At 65.0% G+C, this 20,367-nt stretch carries 22 protein-coding genes; 7 read left to right on the forward strand and 15 right to left on the reverse strand.

From position 1 onward, the window contains the following. Nucleotides 1-201: 201 nt before the first annotated feature. Genes WFP36_RS09960 through WFP36_RS09970 form a run of 3 tightly spaced genes read left to right on the forward strand, consistent with a single transcriptional unit; the run spans nucleotide 202 to nucleotide 3,827 of the window. A complete protein-coding gene (locus WFP36_RS09960) occupies nucleotides 202-549 on the forward strand; it encodes a GFA family protein (protein WP_336980151.1) in 348 nt (115 codons plus the stop codon). A 9-nt stretch (nucleotides 550-558) separates the two neighbouring features. Beyond that, nucleotides 559-3,297 (forward strand): ATP-dependent DNA helicase, encoded by a 2,739-nt coding sequence (locus tag WFP36_RS09965; RefSeq protein ID WP_336980787.1) that lies wholly within the window; start codon nucleotides 559-561, stop codon nucleotides 3,295-3,297. Next, nucleotides 3,294-3,827, forward strand: a complete 534-nt coding sequence (locus tag WFP36_RS09970) for a SixA phosphatase family protein (protein WP_336980153.1) — start codon at nucleotides 3,294-3,296, stop codon at nucleotides 3,825-3,827. The genes WFP36_RS09965 and WFP36_RS09970 overlap by 4 nt, the downstream gene beginning before the upstream one ends. A gap of 153 nt (nucleotides 3,828-3,980) precedes the next feature. Here the strand turns inward: WFP36_RS09970 and WFP36_RS09975 are convergent, their stop codons facing one another. From WFP36_RS09975 to rpmF, 5 genes are all read right to left on the reverse strand, one after another. Beyond that, entirely contained in the window at nucleotides 3,981-4,373 is a 393-nt protein-coding gene (locus WFP36_RS09975) for a MerR family transcriptional regulator (RefSeq protein ID WP_336980155.1), read from the reverse strand. A gap of 21 nt (nucleotides 4,374-4,394) precedes the next feature. After that, nucleotides 4,395-4,691: an integration host factor subunit alpha gene (locus WFP36_RS09980; protein ID WP_463323412.1), complete on the reverse strand. Its 297-nt coding sequence runs from the start codon at nucleotides 4,689-4,691 to the stop codon at nucleotides 4,395-4,397. 126 nt (nucleotides 4,692-4,817) lie between these two features. Further along, nucleotides 4,818-5,783 (reverse strand): beta-ketoacyl-ACP synthase III, encoded by a 966-nt coding sequence (locus WFP36_RS09985; RefSeq protein WP_336980157.1) that lies wholly within the window; start codon nucleotides 5,781-5,783, stop codon nucleotides 4,818-4,820. Next, nucleotides 5,780-6,862: a phosphate acyltransferase PlsX gene (plsX, locus tag WFP36_RS09990; protein WP_336980158.1), complete on the reverse strand. Its 1,083-nt coding sequence runs from the start codon at nucleotides 6,860-6,862 to the stop codon at nucleotides 5,780-5,782. Before plsX ends, WFP36_RS09985 begins: the two co-directional genes overlap by 4 nt. Before the next feature lie 24 nt (nucleotides 6,863-6,886). After that, complete coding sequence (gene rpmF / locus WFP36_RS09995) at nucleotides 6,887-7,066, reverse strand: 50S ribosomal protein L32 (protein ID WP_226794022.1); 180 nt, start codon at nucleotides 7,064-7,066, stop codon at nucleotides 6,887-6,889. A gap of 202 nt (nucleotides 7,067-7,268) precedes the next feature. On the opposite strand from rpmF, the gene WFP36_RS10000 reads away from it, so the two are divergent. Beyond that, complete coding sequence (locus tag WFP36_RS10000; RefSeq protein WP_336980159.1) at nucleotides 7,269-7,661, forward strand: MAPEG family protein; 393 nt, start codon at nucleotides 7,269-7,271, stop codon at nucleotides 7,659-7,661. On the opposite strand, the gene WFP36_RS10005 is transcribed toward WFP36_RS10000, so the two are convergent. Both WFP36_RS10005 and WFP36_RS10010 read right to left on the reverse strand, forming a co-directional pair. Next, nucleotides 7,658-8,299 (reverse strand): MBL fold metallo-hydrolase, encoded by a 642-nt coding sequence (locus WFP36_RS10005; RefSeq protein ID WP_336980788.1) that lies wholly within the window; start codon nucleotides 8,297-8,299, stop codon nucleotides 7,658-7,660. The genes WFP36_RS10000 and WFP36_RS10005 overlap by 4 nt on opposite strands. Nucleotides 8,300-8,497: 198 nt before the next feature. Further along, nucleotides 8,498-9,157 carry a S24 family peptidase gene (locus WFP36_RS10010; protein WP_336980160.1) on the reverse strand — a complete coding sequence of 220 codons (660 nt, stop codon included), beginning with the start codon at nucleotides 9,155-9,157 and terminating at the stop codon, nucleotides 8,498-8,500. Between the two features lie 125 nt (nucleotides 9,158-9,282). Between WFP36_RS10010 and WFP36_RS10015 the strand changes: the two genes are divergently transcribed. Both WFP36_RS10015 and WFP36_RS10020 read left to right on the forward strand, forming a co-directional pair. Then, complete coding sequence (locus WFP36_RS10015; RefSeq protein WP_336980161.1) at nucleotides 9,283-9,471, forward strand: hypothetical protein; 189 nt, start codon at nucleotides 9,283-9,285, stop codon at nucleotides 9,469-9,471. Next, complete coding sequence (locus WFP36_RS10020; protein WP_336980162.1) at nucleotides 9,461-9,832, forward strand: hypothetical protein; 372 nt, start codon at nucleotides 9,461-9,463, stop codon at nucleotides 9,830-9,832. The genes WFP36_RS10015 and WFP36_RS10020 overlap by 11 nt, the downstream gene beginning before the upstream one ends. A gap of 153 nt (nucleotides 9,833-9,985) precedes the next feature. Here the strand turns inward: WFP36_RS10020 and WFP36_RS10025 are convergent, their stop codons facing one another. The 8 genes from WFP36_RS10025 to WFP36_RS10060 all read right to left on the reverse strand — a co-directional run bounded on the left by WFP36_RS10025 (nucleotide 9,986) and on the right by WFP36_RS10060 (nucleotide 18,021). After that, complete coding sequence (locus WFP36_RS10025) at nucleotides 9,986-10,924, reverse strand: NAD(P)-dependent oxidoreductase (RefSeq protein WP_336980163.1); 939 nt, start codon at nucleotides 10,922-10,924, stop codon at nucleotides 9,986-9,988. 3 nt (nucleotides 10,925-10,927) lie between these two features. Further along, nucleotides 10,928-11,464, reverse strand: a complete 537-nt coding sequence (locus tag WFP36_RS10030; RefSeq protein WP_336980164.1) for a DUF3828 domain-containing protein — start codon at nucleotides 11,462-11,464, stop codon at nucleotides 10,928-10,930. Further along, nucleotides 11,461-12,969 (reverse strand): cysteine--tRNA ligase, encoded by a 1,509-nt coding sequence (cysS, locus tag WFP36_RS10035; protein WP_336980165.1) that lies wholly within the window; start codon nucleotides 12,967-12,969, stop codon nucleotides 11,461-11,463. The genes WFP36_RS10030 and cysS overlap by 4 nt, the downstream gene beginning before the upstream one ends. Nucleotides 12,970-13,017: 48 nt before the next feature. Beyond that, the gene (locus WFP36_RS10040) at nucleotides 13,018-13,542 is read right to left on the reverse strand and encodes a DUF2939 domain-containing protein (protein ID WP_336980166.1); all 525 of its coding nucleotides are present in this window, start codon (nucleotides 13,540-13,542) and stop codon (nucleotides 13,018-13,020) included. Between the two features lie 76 nt (nucleotides 13,543-13,618). Then, entirely contained in the window at nucleotides 13,619-14,515 is an 897-nt protein-coding gene (locus tag WFP36_RS10045; protein WP_336980167.1) for an EamA family transporter, read from the reverse strand. A gap of 92 nt (nucleotides 14,516-14,607) precedes the next feature. Further along, nucleotides 14,608-16,428 carry a cobaltochelatase subunit CobT gene (gene cobT / locus WFP36_RS10050; protein WP_336980169.1) on the reverse strand — a complete coding sequence of 607 codons (1,821 nt, stop codon included), beginning with the start codon at nucleotides 16,426-16,428 and terminating at the stop codon, nucleotides 14,608-14,610. A 27-nt stretch (nucleotides 16,429-16,455) separates the two neighbouring features. After that, nucleotides 16,456-17,112 (reverse strand): fructose-6-phosphate aldolase, encoded by a 657-nt coding sequence (fsa, locus tag WFP36_RS10055; protein WP_226794030.1) that lies wholly within the window; start codon nucleotides 17,110-17,112, stop codon nucleotides 16,456-16,458. Between the two features lie 207 nt (nucleotides 17,113-17,319). Then, nucleotides 17,320-18,021, reverse strand: coding sequence for a DUF4197 domain-containing protein (locus WFP36_RS10060; protein ID WP_336980171.1), 702 nt, complete (start codon nucleotides 18,019-18,021; stop codon nucleotides 17,320-17,322). Between the two features lie 57 nt (nucleotides 18,022-18,078). Here WFP36_RS10060 and WFP36_RS10065 point away from each other — a divergent pair, with 57 nt between their 5' ends. Further along, nucleotides 18,079-20,244 carry a primosomal protein N' gene (locus tag WFP36_RS10065; RefSeq protein ID WP_336980172.1) on the forward strand — a complete coding sequence of 722 codons (2,166 nt, stop codon included), beginning with the start codon at nucleotides 18,079-18,081 and terminating at the stop codon, nucleotides 20,242-20,244. The last annotated feature ends 123 nt before the right edge of the window (nucleotides 20,245-20,367 follow it).

Here is a 20,367-nt window from a genome sequence, read left to right on the forward strand (position 1 = left end):
ATAGCAAAGCTTGCATCCGCAAGGATGCTAGCGGCGCTTGGCGAGGGGTTGGTGCAGAACTCCCTCTCCAACTTCGGGTAGGCCCTGAACGGGCCAACCCTTCGTATCCTCTCCCACAAGGGGAGAGGAACTATTGCTCGAACTTGCCCATTGTTCTCATTACGTTCTAAACTCCGGACCACCAGAGTCGAGGAGAGCCCCATGAGCTATACCGGCCATTGCCATTGCGGCGCCGTGTCCTTCACCGTGGAGGCTGACCTTCCGGAAAATGCCATCGAGTGCAATTGCAGCCATTGCAGCGACAAGGGGCTGATCCTCACCTTCGTGCCCGCCGGGCAGTTCACGCTGGACAAGGGCGCTGACGATCTTGGCGAATATCGCTTCAACACCCGCACTATCGCCCATCGCTTCTGCAATATTTGCGGCTGCGAGCCCTTTGCCGAAGGAACCAGCCCCAATGGTGAGATGCGCGCGATCAATCTGCGCTGCGTCGATGCTGCGGATCTTTCGGCAATCCGGCTCGACCCGGTGGACGGCGCGTCTTACTGACGGGGAGTGATTCAGCCCCTCCCCCTTCCCGCGCTTCATGCCAGCCACGCCGGCAGCTGGCTGCGCGCGGCCAATGGCTCCACGCGCGCGGTGGGCAAGGGGGAAGCGATCATGGCGGCGGCCGATACGCCGCTGCTGATCCTCAATGCCCCGCTGGTGGCGACCCGGCTGGGCTATCCGGACCTGTCCGGGCTGGATTTGCTGGAACTCTTCGCCTTCATTCACCCCGCCCGTTTCTGCGTGCCCACGCCCAAGGGCCTCGCCCATGCGCTGGGGCTGGAAGAACCGGCGAGCGACGATGGCGTGCCCGCTTTGCTCCAGTTGGCGGCGGGCAGGCTGCTGGAAACCTGCGAGAGCGAGGAATGGCAGGAACGCGAAGGCGCATGGAGCGTGCTGCAATCGCTGATGCGGCTGCGCTGGCCGTGGGCGAACGTGATCGCGCCGCATATCCGCCAGCCGCAGCGCGCCGAACGCTGGCTGTTCACGCGCCTGCCCGAATGGGAGGAAACGCCCGAGCGGCCCCAGCCCGCGCAAGTCACGCTTACGCCGGAGGAAGTGCGCGCCCGCCTTGCAACGCTCACCGGATCGGGCGCGGAGGAACGCGAAAGCCAGCGCGCCTATGCCGCCGAGGCCGCCAGCGCCTTCTCCCCGCGAGACCGGCGCGGCGTGCCGCATATGCTGCTGGCACAGGCGGGCACGGGCATCGGCAAGACGCTGGGCTATCTCGCTCCGGCCTCGCTCTGGGCCGAGAAATCGGGCGGCACGGTGTGGGTCTCCACCTTCACCAAGAACCTCCAGCGCCAGTTGCGCCGCGAAAGCCGCCGGGCCTGGCCCAACACCCGCTCGGATGGCACCCAGCCGGTAGTGGTGCGCAAGGGGCGCGAGAACTACCTCTGCCTGCTCAATCTGGAAGATGCGCTGCAAGGCGGCTTTGGCGGGCGCGCGGCGGTGCTGGCGCAACTGGTGGGGCGCTGGGCCGCCTATACGCAGGATGGCGACATGATCGGCGGGGACCTGCCCGGCTGGCTCGGCACATTGTTCCGCAACCGCGCGATCCGCAGCCTGACCGACCAGCGCGGCGAATGCGTCTATGCCGGTTGCCCGCATTATCGCAAATGCTTCATCGAACGCGCGGCGCGGGCCAGCGCGCAGGCCGATCTGGTGATCGCCAATCACGCGCTGGTGATGGTCAATGCAGCCAGAGGGCGAGACCATGCCCAGCGCCCCACCCGCATCGTGTTCGACGAAGGCCATCATGTATTCGATTCGGCCGATTCCACTTTCGCGGCGGAACTGACCGGGCTGGAATGCGTGGAACTGCGCCGCTGGATCACCGGCCCGGAACGCGGATCGAAAGGCCGCCGCCGGGGCCTAGCCGCGCGGCTGGCGGACATAGCCTCTTATGACGAGGCAGGTGGCAAGGCCGTGGCCGATGCCGTCACCGCCGCAGAGGCCCTGCCCGGCGAAGGCTGGCTGCAGCGGCTGGCGGAAAACCAGCCCTCCGGCCCGCTGGAGGAACTGCTCGCGGGCGTACGCGCCCTTACTTACGCGCGCGACGAAAGCGGCGGGCAGGAAGCAGGCTATGGCATTGAGACCGAGGCTGCCCAGCTTGACGGCAATTTCATCGAACTGGCCCAGCAGGCCGCGCAGGCGCTGGCGGCGATCCGCTCGCCCCTGATGAAGCTCTCCCTCCGGCTTGAGGCACTGCTGGAAGACCCGCCCGACTGGCTGGACGGCCAAGGCCGCGCCCGCATGGAAGGGGCGCGCTATTCGCTCAAATGGCGTATCGACATGCTCGCCTCGTGGGAGGCCCTGCTTGACCGTCTGGGCGGCGCGGCGGACCCGGATTTCGTGGACTGGCTGGCGGTCGACCGTTCCGACGCGCGCGAATACGATATCGGCCTGCACCGCCGCTTCCTCGATCCGATGAAGCCCTTCGCGCAGGTCGTGTTGGAACCCGCACATGGCGTGATGCTGACCAGCGCGACGCTGAAGGATGGCGGGGAATGGCAGGCCGCCCTTGCCCGCTCCGGCGCGAACTGGCTGGATTCGGCGCCTTTGCTGACCGAGCATGAAAGCCCGTTCGACTATGCCTCCAATGCGGAAGTGCTGATCGTCACCGATGTGAAGAAGGGCGATATTGCCGCTTTGGCAGGCGCCTATGCCCGGATCATCGAGGCATCGAAGGGCGGCGTGCTGGGCCTGTTCACTGCCATCCGACGGCTGCGCGCGGTCCATGGCCGCATTGCCGACCGGCTGGCGCGCAACGGCCTGCCGCTTTACGCCCAGCATGTCGATCCGATCGACACCGGCACGCTGGTGGACATCTTCCGCGACGATCCGCGCGCTTCGCTGCTGGGCACCGATGCGCTGCGCGACGGGGTGGACGTGCCCGGCGAATCGCTGCGCTGCGTGGTGATGGAACAGGTGCCCTGGCCCAAGCCCTCCATCCTCCACCGCGCCCGCCGCGCGGCCGGCGGCGGAAGCTCCTTCGATGACCGGATCATCCGTGCGCGCCTCGCCCAGGCCTTCGGCCGCCTGATCCGCAGCAAGGACGACAAGGGCCATTTCGTGGTCCTTTCCTCTGCCTTCCCCACAAGGCTGACGGCGGCTTTCCCCAAGGGCACGCCTGTCATCCGCCTGACGCTCGATGAGGCTTTACATCGCATCGCGAGCGGTGTTTCTGGGGCAAGCGACGCGATTCCGGCCCCTCCGGCATCGCCGCTGGAAGGATCCACGCCCTCGTGAAACTGCTCGGCCTTCTGCGCCATGCCAAATCCGATTGGGACGATATCGGCCTGCGCGATTTTGATCGCGGGCTGAACAATCGCGGCCGCAAGGGCGCCGCGCTGATGGGCCAGCATATCCGCGATCAAGGCATTGCCTGGCAGCAGGTCGTCGCCAGCCCTGCCGAGCGCGTGAAGCGCACGCTGGAAGCCGCCGGGATCGACGGCAACGTCAATTGGCAGGACCGCGCCTATCTCGCCAGTTCCAGCACGCTGATGGAACTGCTGCGCACGGTGGAGGGCAGCCCGGACAGCGTGCTGCTGGCGGGCCATAATCCGGGCCTGCAGGAACTGATCTTCGATCTGGTTCCACCCGATGCCGAAAACGCGCTGTTCGACGCGGCGGCGGAGAAATACCCCACCGCCACTTTCGCCGTGCTGGAACTGGATATTACCGACTGGCCGGAGCTGGAGCCCAATTGCGGGCGGCTCGTCTATCTCGCTCGCCCGCGCGATCTCGATCCTGAACTCGGGCCCGAAGGTAGGGAATAGCCCCCCTCCGCCTCACTCGTCATTGCGAGGAGGCGAAGCCGACGCGGCAATCCAGAGCCGAATATAACTGCGCGGGATCGCCGAGGGACTGCGTCCCTCGCGATGACGAAACGGCAATTACGGTGAGCCGGGAAGCCGCGCCTCAGCGGCCGATCAACGCTCCAGCGCGGCAGCCAGCCTGCCGCGGATCGCGCGCAGCTGCGGGACGATATCGCCCGCTGCCGGATGGACTTCGCTCTCGCGCAGCTGGGCCTGCTTGGCTTCGGCAGCATTTGCGGAAGCCTTTCCGCCCGACAAAGCCAGCCGTGCACCTTTCAGCGTATAGCCTTCCCGGTTCACCAGCCGGTCGATCGTATCGACGATGCGGATGTCTTCCGGACGATAGTAGCGCCGCCCGCCGCTGCGTTTCAGCGGCTTGAGCATGGGGAACTGCTGTTCCCAATAACGCAGGACGTGCTGCTTTATCCCTAATGCACGCGCCACTTCGCCGATCGTGCGCAGCGCATCGGCATCCTTGCCGTCGCTGAACCTCGGATCAATTTCCACTTTGCCCCTGCTTTCCTGTATTTAGCCCTGGCTTACCCGGTCTTTCAGGATCTGGCTGGCGCGAAAGGTCAATACGCGGCGCGGCGTAATCGGCACCTCGATCCCGGTCTTGGGATTGCGGCCGATACGTTCATTCTTGTCCCGTAACAAGAAAGTTCCGAAACCGGATATTTTAACATTTTCCCCGCGCTCCAATGCGTGGCACATATGGTCGAGAATAGCCTCGACCATTGCCAGCGATTCCGCGCGGGAAAAGCCCATCTTGCGATTGATCACCTCAGCGAGATCTGCGCGTGTGAGCGTGCCGACCGAACGCATCATCTTCCCGTCCCCTGTTCAGATATCCTGGACAGTTCCAATGGGGACAACCTAACACTTTGTGTGAACAAGGCAATATAACCCGCATTTCCGCGGTTCATTCATATAGCCGAAGTTTTCAGGAAATCAGATGCGGAGCAGGCTGGCGCCCCAGGTGAAGCCCCCGCCCATGGCTTCCAGCATCACCAGATCGCCCTGTTTGATACGCCCGTCCCGCACCGCGAAATCGAGTGCCAGGGGCACCGAAGCGGCCGAAGTATTGGCGTGACGATCGACGGTTACGATCACTTTTTCGTTAGCGAGGCCCAGCTTGCGGGCAGTGGCATCGAGGATACGCGCATTGGCCTGATGCGGCACGACCCAATCGAGATCGGCGGCAGTAAATCCAGCCTCTTCAAGCACTTCCTCAAGAACCTCGGCCAGATTCACCACGGCATGGCGGAACACTTCGCGGCCCTTCATGCGCACCTTGCCCACCGTTCCGGTGGAAGAGGGGCCGCCATCGGTGAACAGTAGTTCGTTATGGGCGCCATCGGCATGCAGACGGGTGACCAGCACGCCCGGACCGTCTTCCGAAACCTCCTCCGCAGTGAGCACGACTGCCCCTGCACCATCCCCGAAAAGGACGCAGGTGGCACGGTCTTCCCAGTCCAGAATCCGGCTGAAGGTTTCCGCACCGATAACCAATGCACACCTAGCCATTCCGGTCTTGAGTAGCGAATCAGCAACACCCAGAGCGTAGAGGAATCCCGAACAGACCGCCGATACGTCGAAGGCGATTCCCCCGTTGCAGCCCAGCGCATCCTGCACCTTGGTGGCGGTCGCGGGGAAGGTCTGGTCGGGCGTGGCAGTGGCCAGGACGATCAGGTCCACGGCGGAGCCATCGATGCCTGCCGCGGCCAGCGCCTTGCGCGCTGCCTCGGTCGCCAGACTGGAAGTGGTCTCGCTCTCGCCTGCGATATGGCGCGACCGGATGCCGGTGCGCTCCACGATCCATTCGTCGCTCGTATCGACAGTGCGGGCGAGCTCTTCATTGGTCACTGCGCGGGCCGGCAGTGCGGAGCCGGTACCCTTGACCACGGAACGGATCATGCTGCGTTCTCTTTATCTTGTCCGTTTGCGGCGGAGGAATTGCCGTTATTGCGCAGCCGTTCCTCGCCCAGTTCGGCAAGGTCGGCGGCGATGCGTTCGGTAATGCTCGCCTCGAGCAGGCGTGCCGTCACGGCGACGGCGTTGGCGACGCCATTGGCGGTCGCGCTGCCGTGGCTTTTCACCACGACGCCGTTGAGGCCCAGGAAAACCGCGCCATTGTGATTGTTGGGGTCGAGATGATGGCGCAGCAGATCGGTTGCCGGGCGGCTGACCAGGAACCCGAATTTGGAGCGCAGGGAGCTTTGGAAGCTGCGGCGCAGCAGATCGGCCACGAAGCGAGCCGTGCCTTCCACTGCCTTGAGCGCGATATTGCCCGAAAAACCGTCGGTCACCACCACGTCGACATCGCCGCGCGACAGACCGTTGGCTTCCACGAAGCCTTCGAACTGCATCGAAAGGCCGGTCGCCTCACGCAGGCGGGCAGCCGCTTCCTGCAACTGTTCCGTGCCCTTGTTGTCTTCCGTGCCGATATTGAGCAGGCGCACACGGGGCGCCTCGCGCCCGGTGACGATCCGCGAATAGGCAGCGCCCATGATCGCGAACTGCACCAGATTGCGGGCATCGCAATCGGTGTTCGCGCCCAGATCGAGCATGACGAGATCGCTGTCGCCCAGAGTCGGCATCAGCGCGGCGAGAGCCGGCCGGTCGATTCCGGGCATGGTGCGCAGGGCGAGCTTGGCCATGGCCATCAGCGCGCCGGTATTGCCGCCGCTGACCGCGCCGCCCGCCTGCCCCTGTTTCACAGCGTTGATCGCCATGCCCATGGAAGTCGTGCGCGCACGGCGCAGCGCCTGGGTGGGCTTTTCATCGCCCGCCACGACATCTGCGGCATGCAGGATTTCGGAGGCCCCGCGCAGGTTGGGATGATTTTCGAGCGCACGCTTGATGCGCTCCTCATCCCCAACCAGCAGGAATTTGAAGCGGTCATGGCGGCGGCGAGCAAGCGCCGCGCCTTCGACCATCACGCGCACGCCCTCATCGCCGCCCATCGCATCGACGGCGATACGCGGCAGATTCATGCGCTTACCCCTGTTAATCCGGGCTTAGAGCCCGACAGCGACGATCTCGCGCCCGTTATAGTGGCCGCAATGCGTGCACAGATTGTGCGGGCGCTTCAGTTCGCCACAGTTCGAGCATTCATGGAACGCCTCAACCTTCAGCGCATCGTGCGAGCGGCGCATGCCACGGCGGGAGGGAGACGTTTTTCTCTTGGGGACAGCCATCGCGGCACCTGTTCCTGCAAATTCTAGATCGGTTTAGTTAGCCGCCCTAGGCGAAGGACCGGCAATGCACAAGTGCGGTACACTTGCATTGCTGGCCGGGTTCGCGGCTGGCGGTGAAGGCGCGGCCTATAGCGATTTTCGCGTGCGTTGCAAGCTTCGCCGGGCATATAGGGCGACCACAACATTCCGGGGACGACCAGCCATGCACCTTACCGTTACGCTCACCTCGGCCGCAGTGGCCGCGATCATCGGTATCTGGCTGGCTTTCCGCGTCATCCAACTGCGCGCCAAATATGCCGTCGCCCACGGCCATGGCGACAATGAAGCACTGATGCGCCGGATGCGCGCGCAGCTCAATTATGCCGAAAACACGCCGCTGGTGCTGATCCTGATCGCGGGAATCGAGCTTTCCGGCAAGGCGGACATCTGGCTGTCCTATGTCGCGGCGATCTATTTCCTCGGCCGCCTGGCCCATGCAGTGGGCATGGACAGCGAAACCGTGCCGGTTACCCGCAAGATCGGCATGGGCACGACCTTCCTCGTCCTGATCGGCCTGGCGATCTATGCCCTGCTGATTGCGCTGGGGATCGTCTAACCCGCCACCGCTGCGTCGCTGACATAGGGATTGTCGATCCGCTCCTGCGCGAAATTGCTGACCGGGCCGTGGCCGGGGATGAAGGTCACGTCGCCCAGCGGCCAGAGCTTCTGCGTGATCGAGGCGATCAGATCGGCGTGATTGCCCAGCGGAAAGTCGGTCCGCCCGATAGAGCCGCGGAACAGCACGTCGCCCACAATGGCAAAGCGCGTCGGGCGGTTGAAGAATACCACATGGCCGGGCGTGTGGCCGGGGCAGTGAATCACTTCCAGTTCCACTTCGCCCACGGTGACCCTGTCGCCATCCTGCAGCCAGCGGTCCGGCTCGAAAATCTCGCCATGCAGGCCCCAGCGGCGGCCATCCTCGTCCAGCCGGGCGATCCAGAAGCGGTCCGCCTCATGCGGGCCTTCGATCGGCAGGCCCAGTTCCTTGGCGAGAATGCCCGTCTGCCCGCAATGGTCGATATGGCCATGAGTGACGAGCAGCTTTTCCAGCGTCACTCCGGCGCGGCGCACTGCGTCCTTCAGCTTGTCGAGATCGCCGCCCGGATCGACCAGCGCGCCCTTCATCGTCTTCGTGCACCAGATGAGCGAGCAGTTCTGCTCCAGCGGCGTCACGGGAATGATCGCAGCCCGCATTGGAGGCGATTGGGGGGGCGTCTGGGGGGCTGTGCTGGTCTCGGACATGGGGCTTAGGTGGCCGGAGGACGGCGGGATTGCAAGCGAGAGAACCTTCGTCATTGCGAGGGCAAGGCCCGAAGCAATCCAGGGTCCGGCGCGCTCGGCCGCTGGATTGCTTCGCTCCGCTCGCAATGACGAGCGAGAAGCAGCATCCGGCTAGATCCGCCCACCCTTCCACACCACGCGCCCGATCACGTCCACCTCCACCAGCGGCACTTCCACCGGGGGATAGGCCGGATTGGCGCTGATGAGCGTGAGCATGCCGGGCCGCGCGGCCTGGATGCGCTTTACGTGCAGCACTTCGCCCAGACGCACGACATGGATACCGTCGCGCAAGGGGCGCGGAGTGCGGTCGACCAATATCTCGTCCCCGTCGCGCAGCACCGGTTCCATCGAATCGCCCGCCACCGCGATGGCCGAGAGCATGGCGGGATCGAGACCCTGCTCGCGCAGCCAGCGGGCGGAGAAACGGAACGTGTCGAACGGCACTTCCTGCGCGCTGAAGCTGCCCGGCCCGGCCGAGGCGTCGAGCGCGAGGCGCGGCACTTCCACCCAGCCGCTCCCCGCCTGTGGAGCGTAGGATTTTTCCGCCGCCCCGCCCAATTCGCCTTCCGCTACGCCGAAGAAGCGGGCCAGCACCTGCCGGTCCTCCTCCGCCAGCCGGCGCGGACTGCCCTTGGTGATGAATTGCTGCAGATATGTGCCGTTCTTCCCGATCAGGCGGGAAAGTGCGGCCAGACTGACCCCGCGCGCATTGGCCAGCGCCACAAGGCGCTCGCGAGGGTCTGCGGGCGGGCTTCCTACAGGTTTTACCATAGATGCATCCTACACGTAGGAATTTTCCTAGACAAGTAGGATTTCACAGGCGAGGAGAGTCGCATCGAGTCGATGGCGGGAGACATGCCCCGCACCGCGCCAACACAAGCTGACGAGGAGTGACGATGCTGATTCGCAAGGTCGAGAAATTCCTGCGCCGCACCGGGATGCCGCCCACCAAATTCGGCCGCCTGGCCGCACACGATCCCCGCTTCGTGCTCGATCTGCGCAATGGCCGCATCCCCCGCCCTCGCATGGAAAGATGCGTGGAACATTTCATGAACATTTACGAGGAGCCCACTCATGCTCGCTGATCCTGCCACTCTGCCCCGCGCCCCGCACAAAGTCCCCCTCGTCCGGCGTCAGACGATTGCCGACCGGCTGCGCGCCGCCTTGCAGAGCCTCGCCTGCGGCCATGCGCGGATCGCCAGCCACCGGGAAACCTCATGGGCCAGCATAACCTTCGCCGGCACACGGCACCGGCTGGAACTGCTGTTCGAAGGGCCGGATGCCGTGGTGGCCGGCGAGCATTTCATCGCCGAACTGCCGGATTACGAATTCGACATTCCCCGCCAGCTCGTGGCCGATGCGGCCATCGTCGAAGTGGACCACGCCCTCGCGCCCGAACCGCGCCTGGCGGTGAGCGTGGAACTGCTGCTGCTGGAGGATGCGTGATGAATATTCTCCCCCACCCGGGGGAGGGGGACCATCCGCAGGATGGTGGAGGGGCAGGCGATTTATTCGCCCACCTCGCCCAAGCTCCTCTCCGCCGGTACCCCTCCACCCCCGGACTACGTCCGGCGGTCCCCCTCCCCGAACCGGGGAGGATCAGTAGCCCAGCACCGGATCGAAGCGCGGCTCCAGCGGCTCGCCCTTCCGGTAGCGTTCGCAGTTTTCCACGAAGCGGATGGCCCCGCGCAGCATGCTCTGCGGCGTGGGAATGCCCGAAAGGTGCATGGTGATATGCGCGTTATCCAGATCCCACAAAGGATGCTCCGGCGGCAGCGGCTCGGGGTCGGTCACATCGAGCATGGCGGCGAATATCCGCCGTTCCCTCAGCGCGTCGGTCAGCGCCGCCTGATCCACCACATTGGCGCGGGCGAAGTTCACCAGCACCGCTTCGGGCTTCATCGCGGCGATCTCGGCGGCGCCGATCATCCCTTCGGTTTCCGGCGTGCCGGGCACGGTGAGCACGATCCAGTCGAACTCCCCGATCCGGGCGCGCCACTGGTCCGGCGTCAGCGCGCCTTCGGCCGCATGGCGCCGCACCGGCACCACTTCCACACCGAAGCCGGCAAGCTTCTCGCCGATCTTCCGCCCGATCGCGCCATAGCCCAGGATCAGCGCCCTGCTGCCCGCCAGATCGCGAATGCCGGGCGCGGCGGAAAGCCAGTCATGCCGGTCCTGCGCCCGCACGATGGCCCGGTAATTCTTGGCAATGGCCAGCATGCCCAGCACCACGAATTCGGACACCTGAATATCGGTCAGCCCGGTGCCGTTGGTCAGCTGCACCCCCCGCGCGCGCATTTCGTCCATCGGCAGGAAATCCAGCCCGGCATAGACAGAATTGAGCCATTTCAGCCCCTTGGCCAGCGCCACGGCCTCCAGCAAGGGCGGCTTGTGATGCATGTCGAACCAGCCGATCTCGGCCTCCGGCGCGAGCGCGTGAAGCTCCTCCACCGAATGCCACCAGCGCGGCTCGATCCAGTCCGGCAGGCGCGATTCCAGCATCGGGCGGGCAAGGCCCGGCAGGACGGCGATGGTCATGGCCTATTCCGCATGATGTTCGGGATGGACGGTGGCAGCCCTGTGCTGCTCGATCGCGGCGACGAGGTCTGCCTTCAGGCCCTTGGGGAAGGAGTCGGAGACGATGTCGTCCAGCGTCCAGCGGCCGTTCTCGCGCAGCATGTAAAGCTCGCTTTCGGCCGTCTCGTCGCCTTCCCAGCCGAGATTGACGCGCGCATCCACGGTGGAGACGTCCGTCCCGTCGGCATGATGGACTTCGAATTCCACCCGGAAGGTCTTGGGGTCGAAATCCTGGCACTGGCACAGCCAGCTGAAGCCGTTGAGGTCTTCCACATCCTCGTCGCTGACGCCGGTCTTCCATTCGTCGATCAGCGCGGTGGTCTCGCTGGAGAACAGCGGAAGGTCCCAATCGGCCTCGGTCCAGGGCGCTTCCTTGCTGTAGGGCGCGAAAGCGGCCTGCGCGGCGGCGAGAATATCGGCCTCGTCATCGGCAAAGGCCGGAGTGACGGGAAGAGCCAGGGCCGCAAGGGCCAGAACCGCGCCGCGCAATACTTTCATCATCCCAGTTTCCATTCCCATCCCAGTGGATCGCCATCCATCACATCCACGCCCTTTGCCGCCAGTTCGTCGCGGATCGCGTCGGATGTGGCGAAGTCCTTCTCCGCGCGGGCGGCCTTGCGGCGTTCCAGCGCGGCCTCGATCTCGGCTTCGTCGATCACGGCGCCCTTGGGCCGCAGGCGCAATTCGGCGCGGTCCAGCTCCAGCAAATCGAGGCCCAGCACCGCATCCATCGCGCCCAGCAGAGTGAGGGATTCGTCGGTCGGCATCTTCTTGAGCGAAAGCAGTTCCTCAAGCACCGTCAGCGCCACCGGCGTATTGAGATCGTCGGAGATCGCCTCGTCGAAGCGGATCGCCAGCGGGCGCAGAGTCCCGCCGATCCCGTCAAGCAGGCGGGCAAAGGTCCAGCCGTCCTCGGGCGCCTCGACCGGATCGTGGCCATGGTCCGCATGGCGCTTCTTCAGCGCCTGCACCGCCAGCACCATGCGCTTGAGGCGAGTGAGCGCGGCGGAAAGCCCATCCCAGCTGAATTCCAGTTCGCTGCGATATTGCGCCTGAAGGCACAGCAGGCGGTAGGCCAGCGGGGGATAGCCCTTGTCGATCAGCAATTGCAGGCGGAGAAACTCGCCGGACGATTTGCTCATCTTTCCAGAGCGTTCTACCAGGAAGTTGTTGTGCATCCACATGCGCGCGCCGGAATTGGCCGCTTCGGACAAGCCCCCGCAGCCGCAGAAGGCCTGGTTCTGCGCGATCTCGTTCGGATGGTGGATTTCGCGGTGGTCGATCCCGCCGGTGTGGATGTCGAAGGGAAAGCCGAGCAGCTTGCCGCTCATCACCGAACATTCGAGATGCCAGCCCGGCGCGCCCCGGCCCCAGGGCGAATCCCATTCCATCTGGCGCGTCTCGCCCTCGGGCGTCTTGCGCCAGATGGCGAAGTCCGCCGCGTGGCGCTTACCCTCGACCGCCTCGATCCTGCTCTCACCCTCATCGGTGGCGGCGCGGGCCAGCTTGCCGTAATCCTCCACCGTCGAAACGTCGAAATAGAGGCCGGAAGGCAGTTCGTAGCAATGCTTGTCCGCGATGCTCTTCGCGAAATCGAGCATGTCCTCGATATAGTTGGTGGCGATGGACCAGTCGGCCGGCTGGCGGATATTCAGCGCCTTGATGTCCGCCCAATAGGCTTCGGTATAGTGGCGGGCGATCTCCCAGATCGACTGCGCTTTCTCCGCAGCCATCTTCTCCATCTTGTCCTCGCCCTGATCGGCGTCGTCCGTCAGGTGGCCGACATCGGTGATGTTGATCACATGGGTGAGCTTGAAGCCCTTCCAGCTGAGCGTGCGGCCCAGCACATCCGCGAAGACATAGGCGCGCATATTGCCGATATGGGGGTAATTATAGACCGTGGGCCCGCAGCTATAGACCCGCGCCTCCCCGGCATGGACCGGAGTGAAATGTTCCGCCTGGCGGGTGAGGCTGTTGAACAGCGTAAGAGGTGCACCTTCGATCATGAGCGCGGCTTTGATCCGAAGGGCGGCACTTGGTCAAGCGGCAGGCGCTTACTCCTTCGCCAGTTCCGGCTCGGGAATGTCGATTGCCGCCAGTTTCCATGACAAGCCGCTGCGGCTGAAGACCAGTGCCGGATAGGCCTTGCCATTCTCACCCTTCGGCACGGCGCGGAAAGTGGAAAAGCCGGTGCGCTCCACATCCCAGTCGATTTCCTTCGCCGGCTGGCCATCGCGCTTGGGCACGAGGCTGCCGGTTACCAGCAGCGCGGCCATGCCATCGGGCGTGATGACGCTGTCCACGATTCCGTCGATAAAGCCGTTCGCGATCAGTGCGCCGGCGCCCTGCATCGGGTTCGCCTCGCCGCGCCTTGCGGCTTCCTGCGCGATCTGGGCGCGCATCTGGTCTTTCAGGGACGAACGCAGGGCCGGGAAATCGATCGTTTCTTCAAGCGACTCGCGATCCGCCTCGCGCGCGGCATCGCGCAGGCTGTCCATCGCGATCCAGGGCGAGGCGAAGGCCCAGGCACCGGCCAGCAGGGCCAGCAAAGCCGCTCCGATCACGATGAATTTGCGCATGCTACCTCTCCTTGGGACCCAACTTTGGGGCACGCTGCCATGGCGCAGACGTCTAGTTCCGGCAAGCTGAACGCAGTCAGACCACGGCCTGAAGCAGCAAGGCGATCCCCACGCCCACCAGCGCAAGGCCGGTCCATTCCTGCCGCCCGAGATGGCGGCCCGAAACCCGCCGGTTGAGCAAGGCCGCCAGCGGCATCTCTATCAAGCCCAGTGTGCGGACATTGGCCGCCGCGGTCAGCGCAAGGCCTGTGAACCACATGAGCGTGGCCAGCATGCCGGTCGCCCCGGCGCCCAGACTGGGCTTCCAGGCGCGCAGAGTGGCGACGATCACGTCCTTGTCGGTCAGCCCCAGCCAAACGAGCAGCAGCGTGCTTTGCACGATCAGCGCGCAGGTCATCACATGCAGCGCGGCCATCCATGGCGCAGCACCGGGCAGAGTGAGGATCGCCGCGCGGAAGGAGAGCGAGGACAGGCCGAACATCGCTCCGCTGGTCACGCCGAACAGCACCGGGGCCGCCTCTCCCCGGAAAGCTGCCAGCCCGCCGCCACGCGGCACTGCTGCCCACAGCACGCCGAAGGTCGCGATCAGGATGCCTGCCCAGGCGCCCAGCGGCAGCCGGTCCCCCAGCAGCCACCAGCCACCCAGCGCCAGCAGCACCGGCTCGGTCTTGATATAGGCATAGGCCACCGCGAAGCCGCGCATATGCATGGCCTTGAGCATCAGCGCCGTGGCGCCAAGCTGCACCACCGCCCCGGTCAGCACCCAGCCGATCATCGCTTCGGAAAAGCCCGGCATCGGCTGATCCAGCCACAGCATGGCCACCGCATAGGCCGCCAGCGCGAAAGGGATCGCATAAAGGAAGCGCACCATCGTAGCGCCCAGCGTGCCGACCGTTCCGGTCAGCCCCGATTGGAGCGCGTTACGGACCAGCTGCGTAACAGCCGCGCCAATGGTGATGGGAACCCAGAGCATGGTGGAGGCCAGCTAACGCCTTGAATCCGGCGCGGTCCACTTATCTCCGCTTGGGCCAGCCATAGTTTTGCTGGCCTGTTGCCTGGAAACCCTCAATCCACCTCGAACAAACCCGCCAACTGTTCGATGATCGTGCCGCCCAGTTGTTCGACATCCATGATCGTTACCGCGCGCTTGTAATAGCGGGTCACGTCATGGCCGATGCCGATGGCGACGAGCTGGACCGGGCTCTGCTTCTCGATCCAGTCGATCACCTTGCGCAGATGCTGCTCCAGATAGCCGGCGGAATTCACGCTGAGGGTGGAATCGTCCACCGGCGCACCGTCGGAAATCACCATCAGGATGCGGCGATCCTCCGGCCGGGCGAGCAGGCGGGTATGGGCCCACAGCAATGCCTCGCCGTCGATATTCTCTTTCAGCAGTCCTTCGCGCATCATCAGGCCGAGATTCTTGCGCGCGCGGCGCATCGGCTCGTCGGCCTTCTTGTAGATGATGTGGCGCAGATCGTTGAGGCGGCCAGGCTGCGGCGCCTTGCCGCCCGCCAGCCATTTCTCGCGGCTCTGCCCGCCCTTCCAGGCGCGAGTGGTGAAGCCGAGGATTTCCACCTTCACCCCGCAGCGTTCCAGCGTGCGGGCCATGATGTCCGCGCTGATCGCCGCGATGGAGATCGGCCTTCCGCGCATGGAGCCGGAATTGTCGATCAGCAGAGTGACGATAGTGTCCTTGAACTCCTGATCCTGCTCCATCTTGTAGGACAGCGAATGGCCGGGGCTGATCACCACCCGGGCCAGCCGCGCGGCATCCAGCAGGCCTTCTTCCTGGTCGAAATCCCAGCTGCGGTTCTGCTGCGCCATCAGGCGGCGCTGGAGGCGGTTGGCGAGCTTGGTCACCACGCCCTGCAGACCGGTCAGCTGGCTGTCCAAATAGGCGCGCAGGCGGGTCAACTCGTCCTCGTCGCACAGGTCGGCGGCAGAGACGATCTCGTCGAATTCCTCGGTATAGACCTTGTAGTCGAAAGTGGAGGGATCTTCGGTCCAGGGGCGGTTCGGGCGGACGGGCATCATGCCTTCCTCCCCATCCTCGCCCACGTCGCCGTCGGTCATCTCCTGTTCCTGCTCGACCTCCTGCTCGCTCTCGCCATCCTGCTCGCCCTCGCCGCTTTCGGCGGCGACGTCCTGCTGCTGGCGCTGCTCGTTCTGGGGCTGATCCTCGTCGCCCTCATCCTCGCCGGACTGTTCGCCCGCCTGATCCTCGCCTTCCTCGTTGGAGGGCTGGTCGATCTCCTCGGCGCGGGTCAGTTCCAGATGGCGCAGCATGTCGAGCGTGAGGGACTGGAACGCCTTCTGATCGTCGATCGACAGGGCCAGCCGCTCGAAATCGCCGCCTGCCTTGTCCTCGATCCACTCGCGCACGAAATTGACGCCCTGTTCGGCGGCGCGCGGCACCGGCTGGCCGGTCAGCTTCTCGCGCAGCATCAGGGCCAGTGCGGTCTGGACCGGCACTTCATCCGCGCTGGTGGCGCGCGAGATGGGATCAGAAGCCATGCGCATATCCAGCGAGGCCGCCAGATTGCCGCGAATGCCGTCGTAATTATTCTCGCCCAGCGCCTCGTAACGCACGGCTTCCACTGCGTCGTAACAGGCACGCGCAGAAGGCTCGACCGGGGCATGGCGATTATGCAGCGCCGGATTGTGATGCCTCATCCGCAGCGAATAGCTGTCGGCAAAGCCGCGGGCCTGCTGTGCCTGCTCGCGCGGCAGAGTGCGGCCCGGCATGGGCACCTTGATCGAATCCCCCACGATGCCGGGTGCATCCGCCGTCCACGTCACGTCGATTTCCGCATCCTGCGAAATCGCGCGCGCGGCGCCGGTCAAAGCCTGCTTGAAGCGGTCGAGGGGAGTTTCGTTGGCCACTGAATAACTTTCGGCGGGGAATCCGCCCTATTTGAGGATGGTCTGCCCGGTCTTGGCCCAATCGGCAAGGAAGCCTTCGATGCCCTTGTCGGTCAGCACATGCTTGAACAGGGCGCGGATCACGGCGGGCGGCATGGTTGCCACATCGGCACCGATCCGCGCGCTTTCCAGCACATGGATGGGATGGCGGATCGAGGCGGCGAGGATTTCCGTCTCGAAATTATAATTGTCGTAGATCAGGCGGATGTCGCGCAGCAGGTCCAGCCCGTCGAACCCGTTATCGTCATGCCGTCCGACGAAAGGCGAAATGAAGCTCGCCCCGGCCTTGGCCGCCAGCAGCGCCTGATTGGCCGAGAAGCACAGCGTGACATTCACCATCGCGCCATCGTCGGTCAGGGCCTTGCAGGTTTTGAGACCGTCGACAGTGAGCGGCACCTTGATGCAGACATTATCCGCGATCTTGCGCAGGACTTCCGCCTCTTTCATCATGGTCGGGTGATCCAGCGCCACCACTTCGGCACTGACCGGCCCATCCACCAGCGCGCAGATTTCCTTCGTCACTTCCATGAAATCGCGGCCCGACTTGGCAATCAGGCTGGGATTGGTGGTGACCCCGTCCAGCAGGCCCGTGGCGGCCAGATCGGCGATTTCAGCGGTATCGGCGGTATCGACGAAGAATTTCATGGTCTCGTTCCAGACGACGTGTGACTCGTACGGGCGGCTATATGCTTACGCCACTGCCTAGGCCAGCCCGGGCTGCGACGATGAACTAACGCGAGCAGCCCCTCATCGTCATGCTGAACTTGTTTCAGCATCCATTCGTCCCCACGAACTGAGGTCCAATTTGGAGTAATGGATCCTGAAACAAGTTCAGGATGACGAGTCAGTCACTCAAGACGTAGCCGTCAGCACCGCGATCAGCATCGGGTCCTTCGTGCTTGCCGGATCGGCGCGGATTGCCGCTTCCTCGCGGCCCATTTCTGCCCAGATCGCATCGTCCACCTCGCCCGCAAACTGGTGAGCAACGCCCGCCACGTCCACGCCGGTGAGCTTGGCCAGTGCCTCGCCCACCAAGGGTTCCTGCGAGATGCGCAGGGCGTCGGCCAGTTCGGGCGACATCGCCTCGATCAGGCTGCCCGCCATCTGCCCGCGCAGATAGCCGGTCGCCGCGGTCGGCCCACCTTCCAGCAGCGCCTTGGCATTGGCCAGGCCGATGACTTTCACCGTATCGGCCACCATGGGCGCCGCCCGGCGGGCGCCGCGTTCCGCCACTTTGTTGAACTCGCGCTGGAGGCGCTCCTTGAACACCACCGAAGTGAGAATGCTGGTGAGGATATTGCCGCGCGAGCCGAGCACATCCGGCAAATCCAGCCGGGTGAGCTGATTGTCCCAGAAGCCGCCCGGCGCCATCAGGCGGGCAAAGGCATTGGCCTGGGCGAGGAACAACAGGCGGCGAACTGCCTCCACCAGGCTGTAACGCTGCATGCTCTCGCAGCCGGGCAGCGTCAGCAGCGCCATGCCCGCCGCACCGGCCAGCAGTGCGCGGCGGCCAAGCCGTGCACCTTCCGCCATTTCCACATTGCGTTCCATCATCCGATCCTCCCTGCGCTTGCGGTGGGCCATGCCGAAGCCCATTAAGCACCGCATATCATGAACCGCGTCAGACTGCTCCACTTCAACGCCGCACTCGGCCCGCTGGACTACCGGCTGCCCGAAGGAATGGACGCGCCGCCCGGAACGGTGGTGGCCGCCCCGCTCGGCCCGCGCCAGATCATCGGCATCGTGTGGGAGAAGGACCGGCTGCCTGCCGACGAGGTGCCCGATGCCAAACTGCGCCCGCTGCTGGGCAAGCTGCCCGTCCCGCCGCTGAAGGAGAGCCTGCGGCGGCTCATCGAATGGACGGCGGATTATTATTGCGCCCATCCCGCCTCGGTCGCGCGGATGGTGCTTTCCAGCGGCGGTGCCCTGAAGGGCCCGGCGACGATGACCGAATATCGCCTGACCGACCAGACGCCGGAACGGATGACGCCCCAGCGAGAGGCCGCGATTGACGCCTTGCAGGGCGAGCAGGCGACCATCCGCGAACTGGCCGGAATTGCGGGCGTTTCCGAAGGGGTGCTGCGCGGCCTCGTTAATCAGGGGGTGCTGGAGCCGGTGGAAGTCGATTGCGACCGCCCGTTCGAGCGGGCGCAGGCGGATTTTCACCTCCCCTCCCTCTCGCCTGCCCAGCGGGAAGTGGCGGACCGTTTCGCTGGCGCGGTGAGCGAAGGCAAATTCGCCCCCTTCCTGCTCGATGGCGTTACCGGATCGGGCAAGACCGAAACCTATTTCGAAGGCATCGCAGAGGCTCTGAAAAAGGGTCAGCAAGTGCTTGTCCTGCTGCCCGAAATCGCGCTGACCGAGGCGTTCCTGCGCCGTTTCGAGGACCGCTTCGGCGCGCCGCCCGTCACCTGGCATTCCTCGCTCAAATCCACCGAGCGGCGCCGGGCATGGCGGGCAATTGCGGCTGGCACGGCGCAGGTCGTAGTCGGGGCACGTTCCGCCCTGTTCCTGCCCTATGCCAATCTCGGCCTGATCGTGGTGGACGAAGCGCATGAGGTGAGCTTCAAGCAGGACGATGGCGTGCGCTACAATGCGCGCGACGTCGCCGTGATGCGCGCCCGGTTCGAGAAGATTCCCGTGATCCTCGCCAGTGCGACCCCTGCGCTGGAAAGCCTCCAGATGGCGGAGGCGGGGATTTACGAGAAGCTCGACCTGCCCGCCCGCTTCGGCGGGGCGGAACTGCCGGATATCGAAACGCTGGACCTGACAAAGGAGCCGCCCGAGCGCGGCCACTGGCTGGCACCCCGGCTGGTAGAGGAACTGAAGGCCCGGCTGGAACGGGGCGAGCAATCGCTGCTGTTCCTCAACCGGCGCGGCTATGCCCCGCTCACCCTGTGCCGCCATTGCGGCTATCGCTTCCAGTGCCCCAATTGCAGCGCCTGGCTAGTGGAGCACCGCCTGTCCCGCCGCCTCGCCTGCCACCATTGCGGACATGAGACCCCCACTCCCGATGCCTGCCCCGAATGCGGCGAACCCGATTGCCTTGTCGCCTGCGGCCCAGGGGTTGAGCGCATTGCCGATGAAGTGGCGGAAATCCTACCCGAGGCGCGCGTGGCCATCGCCACATCGGACACGCTGAACTCGCCCGAGAAGATCGCCCATTTCGTCGGTTCGGTGGAAGAAGGCGCGGTGGACGTCATCGTAGGGACGCAGCTCGTCACCAAGGGCTTCCACTTTCCCGAGCTGACGCTGGTGGGCGTGGTCGATGCCGACCTCGGCCTTGAGGGCGGGGATCTGCGCGCGGCGGAGCGGACCTATCAGCAGGTCGCGCAGGTCGCCGGCCGGGCCGGTCGCGGAGCGAAGAAGGGCGAGGTCATCATCCAGACCCGCCATCCCGACGCCCCCGTGATCGCAGCCCTCGCCGCCGGAGATCGCGACGCCTTTTACGAGGCCGAGGCCGAAGGCCGCCGCCATGCCGGTGCCCCGCCCTTCGGCCGCTGGGCCGCGATCATCGTTTCCAGCGAGGATGAAAACGAAGCGCGCGAGGCCTCCCGCCAGATCGGCGCGACCCGCCCCAATGTGGCCGATGTGCAGATCCTCGGCCCTGCCCCTGCTCCCTTGAGCCTGCTGCGGGGCCGCTATCGCTACCGCCTGCTCATCAATGCGCGCCGTTCCGCCCAGTTGCAGGACGTGATCCGCGAATGGCTCGGTTCGCTCAAATTCCCCGTGGGCGTGCGGGTGAGCGTGGATATCGATCCCTACAGCTTCGTCTGACAGCACCGCGTTACCGAAAGGCAACACTCGCCGCGATGCAGTTTCATATGAAATCGCGCCGGGTTCCGGTTTGCGGCCGCGCCCCTATGCTGCAGCGCATATTGCGGATTCGCAGATCACAGG

Source organism: Fulverythrobacter fulvus (genome assembly GCF_037154085.1).
Classification (GTDB): domain Bacteria; phylum Pseudomonadota; class Alphaproteobacteria; order Sphingomonadales; family Sphingomonadaceae; genus Andeanibacterium; species Andeanibacterium fulvum.